This is a genomic window from Nocardia thailandica NBRC 100428, from assembly GCF_000308795.1.
GTDB lineage: Bacteria > Actinomycetota > Actinomycetes > Mycobacteriales > Mycobacteriaceae > Nocardia > Nocardia thailandica.
The window spans coordinates 88,193-107,665 of the sequence record NZ_BAGK01000106.1; the positions used below are offsets into that span (position 1 = coordinate 88,193).

Annotated in this window: 12 protein-coding genes; 6 read left to right on the top strand and 6 right to left on the bottom strand. The window is 72.9% G+C overall.

Annotated features, from left to right (window positions below; all coding sequences use genetic code 11):
* Nucleotides 1–30 precede the first annotated feature (30 nt).
* Nucleotides 31–831 carry an N-acetylmuramoyl-L-alanine amidase gene (locus ON36_RS10980; protein WP_245558034.1) on the top strand — a complete coding sequence of 267 codons (801 nt, stop codon included), beginning with the start codon at nt 31–33 and terminating at the stop codon, nt 829–831.
* 159 nt (nt 832–990) lie between these two features.
* Nucleotides 991–1,410, top strand: coding sequence for a hypothetical protein (locus ON36_RS32675; RefSeq protein ID WP_157224841.1), 420 nt, complete (start codon nt 991–993; stop codon nt 1,408–1,410).
* Between the two features lie 57 nt (nt 1,411–1,467).
* Here the strand turns inward: ON36_RS32675 and ON36_RS10990 are convergent, their stop codons facing one another.
* Complete coding sequence (locus ON36_RS10990; RefSeq protein ID WP_043650935.1) at nt 1,468–4,014, bottom strand: ATP-dependent Clp protease ATP-binding subunit; 2,547 nt, start codon at nt 4,012–4,014, stop codon at nt 1,468–1,470.
* 283 nt (nt 4,015–4,297) lie between these two features.
* Between ON36_RS10990 and ON36_RS10995 the strand changes: the two genes are divergently transcribed.
* Nucleotides 4,298–6,358 (top strand): AMP-binding protein, encoded by a 2,061-nt coding sequence (locus ON36_RS10995; protein WP_043650937.1) that lies wholly within the window; start codon nt 4,298–4,300, stop codon nt 6,356–6,358.
* A gap of 71 nt (nt 6,359–6,429) precedes the next feature.
* On the opposite strand, the gene ON36_RS11000 is transcribed toward ON36_RS10995, so the two are convergent.
* From ON36_RS11000 to pruA, 3 genes are read right to left on the bottom strand one after another with little or no spacing between them, the layout of a single operon-like run.
* Entirely contained in the window at nt 6,430–7,851 is a 1,422-nt protein-coding gene (locus ON36_RS11000; protein WP_043650939.1) for an amino acid permease, read from the bottom strand.
* A gap of 30 nt (nt 7,852–7,881) precedes the next feature.
* The gene (locus tag ON36_RS11005; RefSeq protein ID WP_043650941.1) at nt 7,882–8,847 is read right to left on the bottom strand and encodes a proline dehydrogenase family protein; all 966 of its coding nucleotides are present in this window, start codon (nt 8,845–8,847) and stop codon (nt 7,882–7,884) included.
* Nucleotides 8,847–10,493, bottom strand: a complete 1,647-nt coding sequence (gene pruA, locus ON36_RS11010) for an L-glutamate gamma-semialdehyde dehydrogenase (RefSeq protein ID WP_043650942.1) — start codon at nt 10,491–10,493, stop codon at nt 8,847–8,849. The genes ON36_RS11005 and pruA overlap by 1 nt, the downstream gene beginning before the upstream one ends.
* A 132-nt stretch (nt 10,494–10,625) precedes the next feature.
* Between pruA and ON36_RS11015 the strand changes: the two genes are divergently transcribed.
* The gene (locus ON36_RS11015; RefSeq protein ID WP_085999603.1) at nt 10,626–12,218 is read left to right on the top strand and encodes a PucR family transcriptional regulator; all 1,593 of its coding nucleotides are present in this window, start codon (nt 10,626–10,628) and stop codon (nt 12,216–12,218) included.
* 1,446 nt (nt 12,219–13,664) lie between these two features.
* Here the strand turns inward: ON36_RS11015 and ON36_RS11020 are convergent.
* Nucleotides 13,665–14,417 (bottom strand): bestrophin-like domain, encoded by a 753-nt coding sequence (locus ON36_RS11020; protein WP_043650944.1) that lies wholly within the window; start codon nt 14,415–14,417, stop codon nt 13,665–13,667.
* Nucleotides 14,418–14,979: 562 nt separating this feature from the next.
* On the opposite strand from ON36_RS11020, the gene ON36_RS32680 reads away from it, so the two are divergent.
* Entirely contained in the window at nt 14,980–16,035 is a 1,056-nt protein-coding gene (locus ON36_RS32680) for a helix-turn-helix transcriptional regulator (RefSeq protein WP_052313855.1), read from the top strand.
* 292 nt (nt 16,036–16,327) lie between these two features.
* Here the strand turns inward: ON36_RS32680 and ON36_RS11030 are convergent, their stop codons facing one another.
* Nucleotides 16,328–17,128: a VOC family protein gene (locus ON36_RS11030; protein ID WP_043650946.1), complete on the bottom strand. Its 801-nt coding sequence runs from the start codon at nt 17,126–17,128 to the stop codon at nt 16,328–16,330.
* Between the two features lie 277 nt (nt 17,129–17,405).
* On the opposite strand from ON36_RS11030, the gene ON36_RS11035 reads away from it, so the two are divergent.
* Nucleotides 17,406–19,412 carry a CocE/NonD family hydrolase gene (locus ON36_RS11035; protein WP_306306905.1) on the top strand — a complete coding sequence of 669 codons (2,007 nt, stop codon included), beginning with the start codon at nt 17,406–17,408 and terminating at the stop codon, nt 19,410–19,412.
* Nucleotides 19,413–19,473 lie beyond the last annotated feature (61 nt).

Below are 19,473 nucleotides of genomic sequence, written 5' to 3' on the forward strand. Positions count from 1 at the left end.
GCACGGTGCCGGGTGTGGCACGGTGGCAGGGTGCGAATCCTGATGCTGCCCGTGCTCGGCGCCGTCGTCGCGCTCAGCGCCTGCGCCTCGACGGCGGGGACCGCGCCCGGCGGTCGCCCCGCCGCGGCCCAGCCGGCCCCGTCGGCCGCGTCGGCCACCACGCCGACGGCCACGCCGATCGCGGCCCGCCGCGTCGTCGTGCTCGACCCCGGCCACAACGGCGGCAACGCCGCCCATCCCGGCGTGATCGGCGCGCCCGTGCCCGACGGGCGCGGCGGGACGAAGGCGTGCAACACCACCGGGACCGCAGGCGCGGACGGCTATCCCGAACACGCCTTCACCTGGGCGCTCGCCGCCCTGGTCCGCGACCGGCTCACCGCCGCGGGCATCGAGGTGATCCTGACCCGCGACAGCGACGACGGCGTCGGCCCCTGCGTCGACGAGCGCGCCGCCATCGGCAACCGGGCGGGCGCGGACGCGGTCGTGTCCCTGCACGCCGACGGCAACGCCGGCGCCAAGGCCCGAGGTTTCCACATCGCCCACTCCGCGCCGCCGCTGTCGCCGGTCCAGGCGGGTCCCGGCCTCGCCCTGGCCACCGCGCTGCGCGACGCGTTCGTCGCCGGGGGCTTCACACCCTCGACCTACACCGGCGCGGCGGGCCTGGACCCACGCGCCGACCTGGCCGGGCTCAACCTCGCCCAGCGGCCTGCCGCGCTGGTCGAATGCGGCAACATGCGGCACCCCACCGACGCCGCCGACATCGGGTCCGCGGCCGGGCAGGCCCGCTTCGCCGACGCCGTCGCCGCGGGCATCCTCGCCTTCCTCGGCTGATCCGCGCGATCACGCGCGGGTCACCGGCCCGGCGATGACGCGGCGACTGGGACCCGGATCGTGTGTTCTCCCACGTTCCGGGGGCTCGCGGGGTGAGGATCTAGGGCAGTCCCGCCGGCGGTGCCGCGCCGGCTCCGCATCACAAGGACGTGAGTCGATATGAGTGACAGGAAAAACCTCGCCCGTCGCCTTCGCACGTACCTCGGCCCGGCGGGTGTCGCCGCCGGGACGGCCGTGCTGGCGCTGGCCCTGGGAGCACCCACCGCCGCGGCGGACGTCTCCCAGCTCAACGTGCTGCCCGGCGTCACCATCGGTCAGCACACGCTCTACGGCACCGGGTGCACCCACCAGCTCTACGCCCGGCTCAGCACCTCCGGTTCCCCGGTGACCTTCTACGAGGACGGCGTCCTGCTGGGCACCGTCGTACCCAACGGCGGCATCGCCCTGCTGGACTGGGTGCCGACCACCACGGGCCCGCACACCATCGCCGCCCTGCAGGACGGCGTCGGCCGCGGTTTCGACCTGACCGTGGGGCGCGGGTTCCGCTTCGGCTACTCCTGCGTCATCACCGGCGGCTGACCCCCGGGCGCCCGCGCGCCCCGGCGGAACCGTCCGCCGGGGCGCGCGTATCCGGGACTACTTGCCCGACTTCTTGGGCTTGGTGGCCTTCTTGGCCGGCTTCTCCTTCTTCTCCGGCGCCTGCCCGTTCGTCGCGGGCGAGGCCGCCGCGACCGCGCTGACCACCAGGTCGTCGCCCTCGGTCGCCACGCTCACCGCGTCGCCCGGATTCAGCTCCCCACCCAGCAGCAGCCGCGAGATGCGGTTGTCGAGCTCGCGCTGCACGGTCCGGCGCAGCGGGCGCGCGCCGAACTCGGGCTGGAAACCGTTCTCGCCCAGCCAGTCCACCGCGTCGTCGGTGATGTCGAGGGTGATGTCCTGGGCCGCCAGCAGCCGCCGCGACCGATCGAGGATGAGCTTCACGATCTGCTCGAGCTGGGTCTTGTCGAGACGGTGGAACACGATCTGCTCGTCGATGCGGTTGAGGAACTCCGGACGGAAGTGGGCCTGCAGCCGTTCCTCGAGCTGCGGCACGATGGCGTCCACGTCGCCCTCGGGCGCCTTGAGGATCAGATCCGACCCGATGTTGGAGGTCAGGATGACGATGGTGTTCTTGAAGTCGACCGTGCGGCCCTTGGCGTCGGTGACCCGGCCGTCGTCGAGCAGCTGCAGCAGCACGTTGAACACGTCCGGGTGCGCCTTCTCGACCTCGTCGAACAGGATCACCGAGTACGGCTGGCGGCGCACCTTGTCGGTGAGCTGGCCGGCGTCGTCGTAGCCGATGTATCCGGGCGGGGCGCCGACGAGGCGGGCCACCGTGTGCTTCTCCTGGAACTCGCTCATGTCGAAGCGGATGAGCCGGTCCTCGTCGCCGAACACGGCCTCGGCCAGCGCCTTCGCCAATTCGGTCTTGCCGACGCCGGTCGGCCCGAGGAACAGGAAGGAACCGATCGGGCGGTCGGGATCCTTGAGCCCGGCCCGCGCCCGGCGCACCGCCTCGGCCACGGCCACGATCGCCTCGTTCTGCCCGATCACCCGCTTGTGCAGCACGTTCTCGAGCTCGAGCAGCTTCTCCTTCTCCTCCGCGGTGAGGTCCGCGACCGGGATGCCGGTCTGGCGCGAGATCACCTCGGCGACATCGACGACGTGGACCTCGGGCTCCCCGCTCGACGCACCGGAATCCTCGAGTTCCCGCTCGGCGGCGGCGATGTCGGTCTTGAGCGCGTTGGCGGTCTCGTAGTCCTCGTTGGCGACCGCGGCGTCCTTCTCCCGGCGCAGCTTCAGCAGGGCCTCCTGCTTGGCCTTGACCTCCGGATCGGCGGTTCCCGAGCGCAACCGGACACGGGCGCCCGCCTGGTCGATGAGATCGATGGCCTTGTCGGGCATGAAGCGGTCGGTGATGTAGCGGTCCGAGAGCTCCGCGGCCGCGACGAGCGCGTCGTCGGCGTAGCGCACCTGGTGATGTTCCTCGTACACATCGGCCAGCCCGCGCAGGATCTCGATGGTGTCGGCCACCGACGGCTCGGCCACCATCACCGGCTGGAACCGCCGCTCGAGGGCGGCGTCCTTCTCGATGTACTTGCGGTACTCGTCGATGGTCGTGGCGCCGACCACGTGCAGTTCACCGCGGGCCAGCGCCGGCTTGAGCAGGTTGCCCGCGTCCATCGATCCCTCGCCGCCGCCACCGGCGCCGACGATGGTGTGCAGTTCGTCGATGAACACGATCAGGCCGTCCTTGTTCGCCCGCACCTCGTCGAGGATCTTGGTCAGGCGTTCCTCGAACTCGCCGCGGTACTTGCTGCCCGCCACCAGCGAGCCGACGTCGAGGGCGATGACGCGGCGGTCGGCCAGCGTCGAGGGCACGTCCCCGTTGACGATGCGCTGGGCCAGGCCCTCCACGATGGCGGTCTTGCCGACGCCGGGATCGCCGATGAGCACGGGGTTGTTCTTGCGCCGCCGCGACAGGATCTCCACGGTCTGCTCGATCTCCTCGGCGCGCCCGACCACCGGGTCGACCAGCCCCTCGCGGGCCTCGGCGGTGAGGTCGCGGCCGTACTCGTCCAGCGTGGGGGTCTCGGCGCCGGTCCGGCGGCCCGCGGCGGCCGCGGCGGTGGCCGGACTCGCGCCGTTCTGCTTCTCGACGCCCGCGACGAGCGCCTGGGCGGCCGCGCTGCCCGGCACGCCCGCGATGCCGAGCAGGATGTGCTCGGGGCCGATGTAGCTGCTGCCCGCCTGGGCGGCGCTGCGCTGGGCCTCGCGCAGCGCGGACTTGGTCGCCGGGCTCAGGGTGATCGGGTCGGTGTCGTCCTCGCTCGGCGCGCCGGTGTCGAGCAGCCCGCGCATCTGCGCGGCGACCTTGTCCGGATCGCTGCCCAGCTCGGCCAGGATCGACCGGCCCGGCTCCGCCTCGGAGGCGGCGTAGAGCAGGTGCTCCGGCGTCACCTCCGGATTGCCCCAGTCGCGCGCCGCCTCGCGCGCGGTACCGATCAGCAACTTGGCGTTGTCGGTCATCAGCCTGCCGAGATCGATCCGCTGCACGGGCGGTTTCGCCGACATACCGGGACCGAAGAATCGCTGGAAGATGTCGTCGAAGGAGTTCATCGAACTGGGCCAGCTGGATGTCATAGTCCATACCTCTTCGCTACTCGGCGCCGGCGGACGGCGGCTCTCGGCAGATCGGGTCGGTCCCCAGCAATACTTCGGCAATGTGGGCGACGGTGCAAGCAACCGCGGGGGTCGGCGCCGAACCGAAAACCAGCGATGCCGCCGGATTTGCCCGATCCCGATCCGCCGCGGGCCGCTACCGGGTAGCGTCCGGGCCGCGGGTCGGCGTCGCCGCCCCGCTATCGGTTTCGCCCGCCGACCGCAACAGGTCGTCCAGGCCGACGGGAAGAGCACGGAATAGTTTTTGGTTACCGACGTCATCGATGTGACCGCGGACTTCCCCCTCCGGCGCCAGGCGCTGTGGGATGTCCTGCTCGAGCCGCACACCTACCCCCGCATCTTCACCGGCATCGGCAGCTGTGACCGGTTCGATCGCTCCGACGGCGCCGTGCTCTGGCATGTGCGCGCCGGAACGGCCGAGGCCGGCATCGGCACCTACGACCTGGTCCTCAACGTGGGGCGCTGGTACGAGAGTTTCGAACTCCAGTGCCCTGGGCTGGGCAGCTTCGTCGCGGTGCGCCTGCACGGGGACGGGGAGCGGACCCGCGTCCACGTGACGGTGTTCGCCGCCGCCCGGGTACACCCGGTCATCGCGGGCGGCGGCAACGGCGCGGTGGCCGACTGGGTCAGGGCCGGGCTGCGCCGGGCCGCCGACGTGGTCAACGGCGCCCGCAGCTCCGTGGTGATCAACGCCGAGCGGTCCCCACTGCGCCGCAACGCGGGTGTGGCACGCTCCATCGCGGCCACCGGACTGGTCGGCACCGACCCGGTTTCGATGGTGCGCCAGCTGCGTTCGCTGTCCAAGTGGGGCTTCAACCTCGCCGGCGGGTATGCCGCGGGGGCGGTCCACGACCCGGCCCGCGTCGCCGTGCGCGACGAGCGCGGCACCCGCACCTTCGGCGAGATCGACACCCGCACCGCCGCGCTCGCCGGCGCCATGTTCCACCTCGGCCTGCGCGCGGGCGACGCGATCGGGCTGCTGGCGGGCAATCACGCGGGCATGGTCGAGACCATGGTCGCCGCGGGCAAACTCGGCGTCGACGTCGCCCTGCTCAACGCCGGGCTCTCGGGCAGGCGCATCGAGGAGATCGTGCAGCGGCACCGGCTCAACGCGGTGTTCGTCGACAGCGGGCTGGAGCATCTCATCCGCTACCTGCACGGTGACGTCCCCCGGTTCACCACCGACGACGCCCCGCCGGACCGGGAGCGCAGCACCATCGAGGACCTGATCGCGCTGGGCCGCACGGACTTTCCCGTCGCGGCCCATCCGGGCAGGCTCATCGTGCTCACCTCCGGCACCTCGGGTTCGCCCAAGGGGGCGCGCCGCCCGCACGCCAAGGGGTTCGCCACCATCGCCGCGCTGCTGTCGCGGATCCCGTTGCGGGTCGCCGAGACCATGCTCATCCCCGCGCCGCTGTTCCACACCTGGGGGCTGGCGGGACTCCAGCTGAGCACCGCCTTGCGGGCCACGGTGGTGCTGTGCGACGGCTTCGACGCCTACCACTGCCTGCGGCTGATCGCCGAACACCGCATCTCGACGCTGATCGTGGTGCCCACCATGGTCGAACGCCTCCTCGACGTGCCCGCCGAGGTCCGCGCCGGCTACGACCTGTCGAGCCTGCGTCACGTGGTCAGCTGCGGCGCGCCGCTGGCCGGGGCGACCGTGCTGCGCTTCCTCGACGCCTACGGCGACGTCCTCTACAACGTCTACGGCTCCACCGAGGTGTCCTGGGCCAGCGTGGCCACGCCGCAGGACCTGCGCGTCTCGCCGACGACGGCGGGCCGCCCGCCGCTGGGGACCCGGGTCGCGGTGCTCGGCCCCGATCACCGGCCCGTCCCGGTCGGCGCGACCGGGCACATCTTCGTGGCCAACCACATGCTCTTCGACGGCTACGTCAACGACGCCCCGCCGACGGAGGCCGACGGCATGCTCGACACCGGCGACCTCGGCTACCTCGACGCCGCGGGCAGGTTGTTCGTGGCGGGCCGCGACGACGAGATGATCATCTCCGGTGGCGAGAACGTCTTCCCCCGGCCGGTGGAGGAGGCCCTGGCGCATCTGCCCCAGGTCACCGAGGTCGCCGTGGTCGGCGTCCCGGATCGGGAGTTCGGCCAGCGCCTGGCCGCGTTCGTCGTCAAACGCGAAGGGGCGGGCCTGGATTCGGACATGGTGCGCAACTACATCCGCCACCGGCTCAGCCGCTTCTCGGTCCCGCGCGACGTGACGTTCCTGCCCGCGCTGCCGCGCGGGGAGACCGGCAAGATCCTCAAGCGGATGCTGCGACCGGACCACCCGGCGACCTGAGCGGCCGCTCCACCGCGACGACGCTCACCCGTCGCGGTGGAGCCGGGCCGTGCACACGGTGGTAAGCGGTCTCACCGCGGCGGCACCGGGGCGCGGTCGAGCACCGAATGACGGCGCGAATAGGTGAAGTACACGATCAGGCCGACCACCAGCCAGCCCAGGAACCGCACCCAGGTCTGCCACGGCAGCGACCAGATCAGGTACGCCGAGAACCCGATCCCGACCAGCGGGACGAGCGGCATCAGCGGCAGCCTGAAGGAGCGCGGCGCGTCCGGCCGGGTGCGCCGCAGCAGGATCACCGCCGCGCACACCACGATGAAGGCCATCAGGATGCCGATGTTGGTCAGCTCGGCGACGGTGTTGATCGGCAACACGCCGGCCAGGATCGCCGCGGCGACACCGACGATCCAGGTCACCCGGGTCGGCACCTTGCGGGTGGGGTGGGTCTTGGCGAACCACGCGGGCAGCAGCCCGTCGCGGCTCATCGCGAACCACACCCGGGTGACGCCGAGCATGAACGTCAGCACCACCGTGACGATGCCGACGATGGCGCCGACGGCCAGGATGTTGGCCACCCCCGGCATCCCGACGGATTCGAAGGCGGTGGCGAACCCGCTGGTCGGGCTGATCTCGGTGTACTTCTGCATGCCGGTCAGCACCAGGGTGGCCAGCACGTAGAGCACCATGGCGATGCCCAGGGAGTAGATGATCGCCCTCGGCAGGTACTTGCGCCCGTCGGTGGACTCCTCGGCCGCGGTGCTCATCGCGTCGTAGCCGAAGACCGCGAAGAACACCGTGGCCGCGCCGGTCCACACCGCGCTCACCCCGAACGGGAAGTACGGGTGGTAGTTGGCGCTGTCGATGTGGAACACGCCGAGCACCACGATCAGCAGCACCAGCGCCACCTTCAGCCCGACCGCAAAGGTCTCGAACCGGCCGACGCTGCGGATGCCGCGCGAGAGCAGCCATGCCGTGCCCAGGCAGAACAGCACCGCGAACAGGTCGACCCGGTGTCCCTCACCGGTACCGGGCGCGCCGAGCATCCACGCGGGCAGCGTGACGCCGACCTGGTCGAGCAGGAACCCGAAGTAGCCGGACACGCCGATCGCGACCACCGCCGCCACCGCGATGTACTCGAGCAGCAGGTCCCAGCCGATGAACCAGCCGCCGATCTCGCCCAGCGACACATAGCCGTAGGTGTAGGCCGAGCCCGCCTTCGGGATCATGCCGGCGAACTCGGCGTAACACAGGGCCGCCGCCGCGCTGGCCACACCGGCGATGAGGAACGAGATCAGCACGGCCGGACCGGTGACCGAATGCGCGACCGACCCGGCCAGGGTGAAGATCCCGGCGCCGATGATGCCGCCGACGCCGATGGCGGTCAGCTGCCACAGGCCCAGGTGCCGGGCGAGCTGTTCGTCGGCGGGCTCGTCGTCGATCTCGGCGAGCGGTTTGCGCCGCAGCATCTGGGCGCGCAGGTGGGCGAACGACATGGTCGGTCCTTCCTCGGCGACGGTGCGGGGTTACCGGCGGCCCCCGGGGCCCAGCGCCCGCAGGAAGAAGGCCAGATTCGCCGGTCGTTCGGCGAGGCGGCGCATGAAATAGCCGTACCACTGGTCGCCATAGGGGATGTATACCCGCACGGTGTGCCCGCCCGCGGCCAGTCGGCGCTGCTCGTCGTCGCGGATCCCGTAGAGCATCTGGTACTCGTACTCCTCGGGCTTGCGCCGCGCGGCATGCAGGGCGCGCCCCGCGGCGGCGATGATCCGGGGATCGTGCGAGGCCACCATCGGGTATCCCGCTCCGGCGGTGAGGATGTCCAGGCAGCGCAGGTAGGCGGCGTCGACCTCGGCCCTGGTCTGGTAGGCCACCTCGGGCGGTTCGCGATAGGCGCCCTTGCACAGCCGGATCCGCGAACCCGCGCCCGCCAGCGCCCGGCAGTCGTCCTCGGTGCGGCGCAGGTAGGCCTGCAGAACCGTGCCCAGCCACGGGAAGTCGGCGCGCAACTCACGCACGATCGACAGCGTCGCGTCGGTGGTGGTGTGGTCCTCGGCATCGACGGTCACCCAGACACCCGCGTCCTGGGCGGCCAGGCAGACCTCGCGCGCGTGCGCGGCCGCGATCGCGGGACCGTCCCCGGGCAGGCCCTGGCCGAGCGCGGACAGTTTCAGCGAAACCTCGAGCGGACGGACCGTTCCCGCCTCCGCGCCGGCCTGGGGCAACTCGGCCAGCGCGGCGATGAGCTCGCGGTAGTGGTCGACCGCCGCGCGCGCGTCGGCCGGATCGGTGGTGTCCTCGCCCAGGTAGTCGATGCTGACGAAACACCCCGCCCGCAGCACGGTTTCGGCCGCCGCGACGGCCTCGGCGCCGGTGGTGCCCGCGACGAAGCGCGTCACCACCTCACGGCTGACCGGCATCCGGGTGATCAGCTCGCGCAGCCGGGGCGAGCGGGCGGCGGCGAGCAACGGGGTACGCAGCAGCGCGGACATCAGCGGCCCTCCGGTTCCTGGTGCGGGTAGCGGTGGTCGGTGGGCGCGACGAAGGTCTCCTTGATCGTGCGCGGCGACGCCCAGCGCAGCAGGTTCTGGGGCGAACCCGCCTTGTCGTTGGTGCCCGAGGCGCGGGCGCCGCCGAAGGGCTGCTGCCCGACGACCGCGCCGGTGGGCTTGTCGTTGATGTAGAAGTTGCCCGCGGTGAAGCGCAGCCGCTCGGTCGCCGCGGCGATCGCCGCGCGGTCGGTCGCGATGACCGACCCGGTCAGCGCGTACGGGCTGCCGCGGTCGACGACGTCGAGAATGTCGGCGAACGCCGACGGCGCGTCGTCGTCGTAGACGTGCACGGCCAGGATCGGGCCGAAGTACTCGGTGCGGAACATCTCGTCGCCGGGATCGTCGCCGAGCACCACGGTCGGATCGACGAACCAGCCGACGGTGTCGTCGGCGTTGCCGCCGGCGACCACGGTCAGGCCCGCGGTCGCCTTGGCCCGGTCCAGCACGCCGGTCAGCCGGTCGAACGACCGCCGATCGATCACCGCGCCCCCGAAATTCGCGAAGTCGGTGACATCGCCGTAGGTGAGCGCCGCGGTCCGGCCGAGGAAGTCCTCCGACATCCGCCGCCACACCGACCGCGGGACGAACGCCCGCGACGCGGCCGAGCACTTCTGGCCCTGATAGTCGAAGGCGCCGCGCAGCAGCGCGGTGGTGAGCACGGCCGGATCCGCCGACGGGTGCGCCAGGACGAAGTCCTTGCCGCCGGTCTCGCCGACGAGGCGGGGATAGCCGCGATAGGTGTCGAGGTTCTCGGCCACCGCCCGCCACAGCTGCCGGAACACCCGCGTCGACCCGGTGAAGTGGATGCCGGCCAGCCGCGGGTCGGCCAGCAGCACGTCCGAGATCTCCGGGCCCGGACCGTGCACGAGGTTGATCACCCCCGGCGGCAGGCCCGCCGCCTCGAGCAGCCGCATGGTCCAGTAGGCCGCGACGGCCTGGGTCGGGGAGGGCTTCCAGACCACCGTGTTGCCCATCAGCGCGGGTGCGGTCGGCAGGTTGCCCGCGATGGCGGAGAAGTTGAACGGGGTGATCGCGTAGACGAAGCCCTCGAGTGGCCGGTACTCCATCCGGTTCCACACGCCCGGCGAGGAGATCGGCTGCTGGGCGAGGATCTCGCGGGCGAAGTGCACGTTGAACCGCCAGAAGTCGACCAGCTCGCACGGCGCGTCGATCTCGGCCTGATACGCCGACTTGGACTGGCCGAGCATCGTCGCCGCGCAGACGGTTTCGCGCCACGGGCCGGCGAGCAGGTCGGCGGCGCGCAGGAAGATCGCGGCGCGCTCGTCGAAGGGCATCGACCGCCACGCCGGGGCCGCCTCGGTGGCCGCGGTGACGGCCGCGGCCGCCTCCGCCGCCGTCGCGCTGCGGAAGGTGCCGAGCACGGCGGCATGGCGGTGCGGCTGCACGACCTCGACGGTGTCGCCGTCGCCGCGGCGGTGCACCCCGCCGATCACGTGCTGTATCTCCAGGTGTTCGGCGGCGAGTTCGGTGAGTTTCGCCCGTAGCCGGGCGCGTTCCGGCGAGCCCGGGGCGAAGGACCCGACGGGTTCGTTGACGGGGGTCGGGGTGTTCGCGACGGCATCCATGCGCTGCTCCTGTCCTGACGGCGGAGTTCGATGTGACGTAGTCAACACTGATCCGACCGGAGCATAATCGGCTGATCGGACGAAATAGTGACGCCACCCTCGTCCGATCGGACAAGACCGGGAGGTGGGCGTGTGACAGCCGGCGGAACCACCGTGCGCGCGCTGCTGACCGCGCTCGACAGCACCGTCGCGACGCTGATCTGCGGCGACGACACCGTCGTCGTGCGCACGGCCGCCATCGCCGAACCCGCGGACCTGACGGGGGAGTCCCCGCCCGCCGACCTGCTGCTGCTCGTCGGCGTGGACGCCGCGGCGCTGACCAGATGGCTGCGCGCCACCGCTGGCGACCGCGCAGGCCCCCGGGCGGTGCTGGCCAAGCACGCGGCGGTTGCGCGGGCGGACGCGGCGGCCGCCGGGGTCGCGCTGATCGAGATCCACCGGCAGGCGCGCTGGGACCAGGTGTTCCCGCTGGTGCGCCGGGTGCTGGCGCGGGCGGCGTCCGGCGCGGCCGAGGATCCCGTCGCGCTCGACGCCGACCTGTTCGGGCTGGCGCAGGTCCTGGCCCGCGACACCGGCGGCATGGTGTCGGTGGAGGATCCCGGGTCCCGGGTGCTGGCCTACTCGGCGTCGGACGCCGCCGCCGACGAACTGCGCATCCGGTCCATCCTCGGGCGGGAGGGCCCGCCGGAGTACCTGCGCATCCTGCGCGAGTGGGGTGTCTTCGAACGCCTGCGCGCCGGCGACGACGTCGTCGACATCCCCGCGCACCCCGAACTCGGGATGAAACGCCGCCTGGCCGTGGCCATCCGGCGCGGAGACGCCGCGGTCCTTGGCACCGTCTGGCTCCAGCAGGGCGACACGCCCCTGCAACCCGACGCGGCCGCGATCCTGCGCGGCGCGGCGGCGGTGGCCGCACGCATCATCGCGCGCCGCCGCGAGGCGCCGTCCACCGAGGCCATGCTCGCCCGCCGCCTGTTCGGCGCGCACGGCGACGGCGTCGACATCCCCTCGGTGGCGGCCGCGCTGAACCTGACCGGGACCGGTCCCGCCGCCGTCATCGGGGTCGCCGCCGACCCCGGCCGCCCGGAAGCGGCACGGGCCGCGAGCCTGATCCGCCTGCACGCCAGCGCCTTCCGCGCCGACTCGGTCACCGAGACGATCGGGGACCGGGTGTATGTCCTGCTACCCGGCTACCACACCGAGGCGGGCGTCACCTCCTGGCTGCGGTCCCTGGTCGAGCAGTGGGCGCGCACCCGTTCGGTGCTGGTGCGCGCGGCGCTGGCGGCGCCGGTCGCCGATTTGGCCGCCGTGGCCGCCGCGCGCGCCGAGGTCGACCGCGTACTCGACCGCACCGTCGGCGCCACCGGCGCGGCCCGCGTCACCACCCTGGCCCGCGCCCGCACCGCCGTCCTGCTCGGCGAGATCCTCGCCCTCGCCGCCGCCCGCCCCGACCTGCGCGATCCCCGCCTGGCCACCCTGTCCGCCTACGACCGCGACCACGCGACCGACCTGCGCGCCACCCTCGCCGCCTACCTCGCCGCCCACGGCGACGTCCGCGCCGCCGCCACCGCCGTCGGCGTCCACCCGAACACCCTGCGCTACCGGCTCCGGCGCGCCCAGGATCTCCTCGGTCTCACCCTCGACGACCCCGCCGACCGGCTCCTCCTGGAAATCCAGCTGGCCATGCCCGAACCCGAACGGGAATCGCCGGGCGGGGGATTCTGAAACGCGGTACGTGCTCGGCCCACCGTGCTCAGGAGCGGCGGCCGGCCGCGCGCACCGCGCCCGCCGAGCCGATCACGAGCAGGAGTGTGGCCAGGGACCAGCGGCGTTGGGTGACCGCGACCGGTTGCGCGGCCACCTCTTCCCGGCGCGGCGCCGACGGTTCGACGTAGCGGACCGGGGACGCCGCCGGTGGGGCGGGTGGCGGGCTGCTCGGGCTGCTCGGTGGTGTGATCGCCGGTGGCGGTGCGGGACTGCTGCTGGGCGATGGACTCGGTGCGGGTGTCTCCGGCGACGGCGACGGGGGCACGGTCGACGGGGCCGCGGGGGTCGGAGCGGGAGTCGGCAACGGCGGGGGCGGCGCGGGTCGGGGCAGCGGGGGCGGCGCCGCCGGCGGCGGTACCGGGACCGCAGGCTCCGGGATCACCGGTTGCGGTGCCGGGAGGGCGGGAGCGGGGATGTTCAACGGCGGTTCGGGTTCCGGTACGACGGGCATCGGGACCACCGCCGGCGGCCCGGGATCGGGTACCGCGGGTGCCGGAATGTCCAGGGGTGGTTGGACTTCGGGCACCAGGGGTGCAGGTGCCCGGCGCGGACGATCCGGTTCCGGCACCGCACCGGGCGGCCGGCGTTCGGTGCTCGGCACGGTCCCGGGATCCACGGGCACCGGTCGTGCCGGCGTGGGCTCGAGGGACGGGGAGGCCGGATCCACCGTCGGCGCGACCGGTTCCGGCGACGTAGGACTCGCCGTCACGACCGGACCGCGCGGCGCCCCGGACTCGGGAAGCGCCGTAGTGGTCTCCGGCTCCGGGGTGATGGCACGGGGCGCGGGGCCGGGCACCACCAGACCGAGGCCGGGAACGGGCGCCGTCGTCACGGTGACCTGCGCGCGGGGCACCGGTGCCTGACGAGGCGGATCAGCCGCCACCAGAGGCGGGGTATCGACCGGCGCCCCGGACGGACGATTCTGTCCCGGTGACGCGACACCCGGACGGCGCTCGGCCACGGTCGGTCGTGGTGCCTGCCCCGTCGGCGCGGTACCGGGGCGTGGTTCGGCCACAGGTGGTCGTGGTGCCTGCCCCGTCGACGCGGCACCCGGGTGCGGCTCGGCCACGGTCGGTAGCGGCGGCTGTCCTACCGACGCACCGCCTCGGCGTGGTCCGGCCACAGGTGGTGGCGCCTGCTCCGGCGATGCGGCACCTGGGCGTGGTTCGGCCACGGGTGGTCGCGGCGCCCGCCCCGGCGACGCGGCGCCGGGGCGCGGGACCCCAGCCGGTGGCGCGACCCGTCCCGGCGGCGTGCCGCCCTCGGAACCGCCCCGTGGCCCACCGGGATGCGCCGGTGCCCCGGGCAGCGACGGGACACCGGGCGCGGCACCGACCGCACCCGGCAGGAAGAGTGTCGAACCCAGCAGCGCGGCCGCGCAGAGTCCGGTGCGCAGCGGCCTGTTCACGTCAGCTGGCCCAGTATCGCGGTGAACGCGTCGGGCCCGACCGCCGCGGCGCGGCCGTAGGGGTTCTGCAACTGATAGATCGTGTAGATCATGAACGTGACCACCGCCGCGAAGCTGGCCACGACCGCCACGTGTACCCGCGCGCTGGTTCCGGCGAACAGCAGCGACAACCCCACCGACAGCACCGCGCCCAGCGCCAGCGCCACCCACATCATCGGTGAGAGCGCGCTGCCCGCGGCCTCCACCCGGGTCTGGCGGGCCTCGTAGACCTCCCAGAGCCGGTCGGCCGCCGCGATCTGGCGCGAGCGTTGCCATTCGTCGGTCGCCGGCGATGCCGCGATGGCCGTGCGCACCGCGCTGAGCCGGGTCCAGGCGGCATCGTCCACCTCCTGCCCGGCGGTCATCGCGGGCCATTCGACCTCGATGACCTCGCCGGTGTAGCGGCGGACGGACCCGGAGATGGTGCTGCGCGCCGGTTCGGGCAGCGAGTCACCCGCCCACTGCAGGGCCAGCAGCCGATCTGCCTCGTCCGAGACCGCCTTCTCCGCCGCGGCGTTGGTGTCGAGCACGCCGATGAGCAGGAACGAGGCCAGCACCACCTGCAGCCCCGCCACCAGCGTGAAGACCTGTCCCACCGACTCGTTGGTCGATTCCCCGTCGCGGCCCTTACCGCGTCGGCGCAGGTAGTAGGCGCTCGCCCCGGCCAGTCCCGCGACCAGAATCACCCACAGCAGTGCTTCCCAGAGCATGTCTCAGTCGTCCTTCGTCGAGTGGTCGAACCGGATGGGCGGTGAGTCCTGGCAGGCACGTCCGCCGGTCGTGCGGTAGCGGACGCGGCGCCGCCCGTGAACGGCGAAACAGTAAGGGGGGCGGGTGATCCCGATGCTAGGGCGGACCCGGATACGGTGCAATGACCCAGCTATCCCGGTCGGCGTGCCGGCAGGTGTTTCCGGATGGCCGAATCCGCTGGCCGGACCGGCGTTCGGGACACATCGCCGCGCGAGTCGCCGGACCGGTTCTGGCACGGGTTCGCGGTGAAGTTGGCACGGAAGCCGGAGTCCGGCGGAAGGGGCCCAGGGAGGCCGTGACGAACTCGCCGGACCGATCCCGCGATCACGAGTTACGCTGTTATTCTTCACTTTTCGAGAGCAGTTCCAGTTGTCGACAGGCGCAGGCAACCGGTGACGGATCCGTGCTCGCCCCTCGTCCCCGGTCATCGCAGGCGCCCCGGTGCGGAGGCGGGATATGCAGATCGATACGGAGGCTCCCGAGATCGGTGAGCGTGCGGGTTCGGGTCAGGGAACGCGATCGGTGCCCGAGGGATCCGGTGGCTCGCACGGAGGGCCCGGTTCGCCGCATCCGAAGCTATCGACGGGCGAACCGTCCACCGCCGGGTTCGCCTGCCCGCTCGAGCAGGCGGGCCGCGCGGGTGACCCGGGCGTGCCGCTGCGCGGCGCGGCGGATCTGAGCCGGGTCGCCTTCGGGTGCCGGTTGCGCGCGCACGAGGATTTCGCGGCGACCCTGTGGACCCGCAGTACCGGGTCGGTGCTGGTCACACGGTTGCGGACCTCGGAGATCACCGCCGAGCGCGGCGCGTGCGCGGTCGACGACCACTACGGGCGCTACCTGCAACTCGGGCTGGTCCTCGACGGGCGGGTCACCCTGGAGCAGCAGGGCAGTCGCTCGGCGGCGGGCACGGGGGAGGCCTTCGCGGTCTGCCTGGACAGCCCGTTCCGCTCGGCGTTGTCGCGGTGCGGCGGGCCGGCGGCCGACGTGTTGCAGCTGTATCTGTCGGTGGACTCGCTCGCCGCCTGGGGGCTGGACGCGGCGGCGGCGGGCGGGCACGCGTGGCCGCTGTCGCGCGCGGCGGTGTCGGCGCTGCTGTTCGCCCGCGATCTCGCTTGTGGCGCAACGGGTCCCGCGCATCTGGGGATCGCGGCGCGGATCGACGAGATCCTGTTCCGCGCGGCCGTGGTCGCACTGCTCGAACGGGATCTGGCGGGCGCGTCGGTGGAGTTGAGCGCCGAGGAGGTGCTGCGCAGGCGCGCGGTCGACTTCATCGACCGGAACTTCGCCGATCCCGCGGTGAATCCGGACGCGGTCGCGGTGCGCCTGCACGTGAGCAGGCGGACGCTGTTCCGGGCGTTCGAACTCCAGGGCCTGTCGGTGGCCGGGCTCATCCGCACCCGCCGCCTCGTGTCGGCGGCGAGCGCGCTGGGAGAGGGGACGCGCAGCGTCAAGGACATCGCCGAGACCTGCGGCTTCCGCACCGCCGATCAGCTCGCGCGGGCCTTCCGCGCCAAGTACGGCGTCACTCCCGCGGCCTATCGGGCCGCGCGGCGCCGGGCGGCCGTGCCCGCGCGGTGATCCGGACACCATATGCGGTGCGCGACGCTGGTCGGCGGCGAGAACGTCGCGCGCCACGCGGGCGGTCGGCAGCCGGGTGCGGAGGGCGCCGAGCGGCTTCCCGAGGCGCCCGCCCGCTGGGGTCACCGTCGTTCCCCGGCCGGCGCTCTCGCACGCGGCCGTCCGCGGCGACATCGCCCACACATCCGCGGTGTCGTCAGACACTCCGAACGCGCGGGCGACGCCGGTCCGGGCTCGTGGACGAGGTCGACCGGTCCTGTGGCCCTCACGGCCCCCGGGCCAGGACCCGCCCTCACGACCCGGTCGGTACCTCCCCGACCGCCTGGGAGGGGTCGATGACGCCGAACATCTCGCCCTGCGGCGCCTGCACCACGCCCATGCGCCCGAACGGGCTGTCCGACGGTCCCTGCAGCACCACCGCGCCGAGGCCGCGGGCGCGCTCGAGCAGGCCGTCGGTGCCGTCGGCCTGGAACCACGACAGCCAGTGCGGCGGCGTGCCCGAGGACGCGGCATCGAAGACGCCGCCCGCCTCGTGGTCGCCGCCGGGCACGGTGAAGGTCGCGTAGGTGAAGTTCACCCCGTCGCCGATCTCGGTGTAGGTCCAGCCGAAGACCTGCGCGTAGAACTGCTCGGCCCGGGCGTAGGCGGTGGTGTGCAGTTCGTTCCAGCAGTAGGCGCCGTGCTGGTTGTACACGCCCGCGCCGTGATGGGCGCGCGACTCCCACACCCCGAACGGGGCGCCGGAGGGGTCGGCGGCGACGAACATCCGGCCGACGTCGAGCACGTCGAACGGCGCCATGAAGGGCTGCCCGCCCGCCTCGGCGACCTTCTGTGCGATCGCGTCGGCGCTGTCCGCGGCGAAGTAGGTGGTCCAGGCCGACGGCATGTCCATGCCCTCGGGTTTCGGGCCGATGCCCGCGACCGGCCTGCCGTCGAGCAGGGCCATGAGGTAGCCGCCCGCCTCGGGCGGGCTGTCCTGCACGTCCCAGCCGAACAGGTCGGTGTAGAAGGCGCGGGCGGCGGCGGTGTCGTCGACCTGGCAGTCGACCCAGCAGGGCGTGCCCTGCGGCCAGGGGGTGTCACGTGTCGGCATGCTCGATGTCCTCCTCGTGGTGGTGGACGGCGGCGGACCCGCCGGCGCACGCGCCCGAGTCAACCACCGACCCACCGGCAAGGGAAGCGCCCACACCCCGCTGAACTGGAACGTTGATGGTCCACAGCGACATCCCCGCGCGACCGGGCGCGGCCCGCGGCGGACCGTTCGCCCTGCTATCTTTTCGGCGCCGATCGTGGGGTGCGAAGTCCAGCAGCTGAACCGACAACGGGTCCGGGAGCCGACATTGTCCGTGGTGCAATCGGGGAGCAGGCGTGTGCGGGTGATCGCGGCGGTCGTCGCGATCGTGGCGATCGTGGCCGGCGGCGGCCCCGCGGCCGCCGCTCCCGACGACGCGCGCGCGGCCGCGTGGACCGCCCTGCACGACGGCCCCGCCGCCTACCCGGAGGTGAACGTCGAACGCGGCGTGCGGATCCCGATGAGCGACGGCGTCGTGATCAAGGCCGACGTCTACCGCCCCGCGCACGCGAACGGCGCCCCGGAGACCGCGCCGCTGCCCACGCTGGTCAGCCTGACGCCGTACTCGAAACTCATGACCGGCCTCATCGAATCCGCCGCCGCCACACCGGGCCTGCAGCCGCTGGCGGTCGACATCGTGCGCAGGCTCAACCTGTCCGCCACGCCGGTCAGCGGTTTCGGCGACCTCATGCAGGCCCTGGACGGCGGCATGATCGAGACCATGCTCGGCGTGGACCGCTCGCTCATCCGCAGCGGGTACACCGTGGTACTCGCCGACGTGCGGGGGACCGGCCTGTCGCAGGGCACCTGGGACACCCTCGGCGCGCGCGAACAGCTCGACACGCGCGAGGTCATCGAGTGGGCCGCCCGGCAGCCGTGGTCCAACGGCCGCATCGGCATGAGCGGCGGCTCCTACTCGGGCATCAACCAGCTGCGCGCGGCCGAGAACGCCCCCGCGCCCCTGCAGGCCATCTTCCCGGTCGAACCCGGCAGCGACCTCATGCGCGACGTGGTGGCACCGGGCGGCGGGGTCGGCACCACCTTCCTGCCGATGTGGCTCAACACCGTCAACCAGTTCAAGATGGTGCCCGACCTGGGGTCCATGCTGGACGGCACCTTCGACTGGACCTGGTTCCGCGACCGCCTCGCCGACCCGGCCACCAACTACGACCTGCTCGCCCAGGCGCTGCTCACGCCGTCCCTGGAGGACATGCCGCCCGCCCTGGAGGAGGCGCTCGACGACGAATCCGCCTTCCGTCAGGCCATTCTCGGCCACCCGGAGCAGATCAGCGTGCCGACCTTCGTCTACGGCGGGTGGCACGACATCTTCGCCAACAGCGCCACCAAGCTCTACGAGGCGATCCCGCTGCCGCCGGGACGCAAGCAGCTCGTCGTCGGCGACACCTACCACGCCAACCCCGGCGCGGGCACCGGCGTGCCGGGCGCCCCGCCGCGCCTGGACGTGTTGCAGCGGGCCTGGTTCGACAAGTGGCTCAAGGACATCGACAGCGGCGTGCAGGACTTCGGCCCGGTCACCGTGTGGCAGCAGGGCGGCGGCTGGATCACCCTGGCGCAGTTCCCGCAGCCCGGCGTCGCCCACCGGCGGGTCTACCTGTCGCCCGCGGCGAGCGGCAGCACCGACGACAGCCTGCACGACGGCTCGCTGGCCGCCGAGAGCGCGCCGGGCACCGAGAAGCTCACCGTCGCCCCCGGACTGACGACCCTGTGCTCGCGCGACGCCGCCCAGGGCGCGGCGGGCATGACCGCGGGCCTCGACATGTGCGCCAAGGACGCGCGGGTCGCCGAACGCAACGGGCTCACCTTCACCAGCGCCCCGGTCACCGAGCCCACGGTGATCTCCGGCCCGATCAACGTGCGGCTCAACGTGATCCACGACGCGACCGACGGGTACTGGAACGTCACGGTCAACGACGTCGACCCCGACGGCACCTCCACCGTGCTGACCAGCGGTCAGCTCACCGCCTCGATGCGCGCGATCGACGAGCGCCGCAGCGCCCGCTCGGTCAACGGCGACCTGACCGCGCCGTTCAACCCGCTGAGCCTGGACGCCCTGCTGCCGGTGGTGCCCGGCGCGCCGGTGGCCCTCGACATCGCCGTCGTGCCGACCCAGGCCGTGCTGGCGCCGGGGCACCGCCTGCGCGTCGACGTGTTCGCGGGCAACGCGCCCAAGGCGCTGCCCTTCCGCCCGATGCTGAACAACTCCGGCCTGTCCCCGCAGCACCTGCTGCTCGACCCGGCGGCGCCGAGCTTCGTCAACCTCCCCACCGACAAACCGCTGCGCTGATCCCGGCGCCACCGGCCGAGCTGTGACAGCCTGAACGGGGACAGTCGGCAGGAGAGGAGGC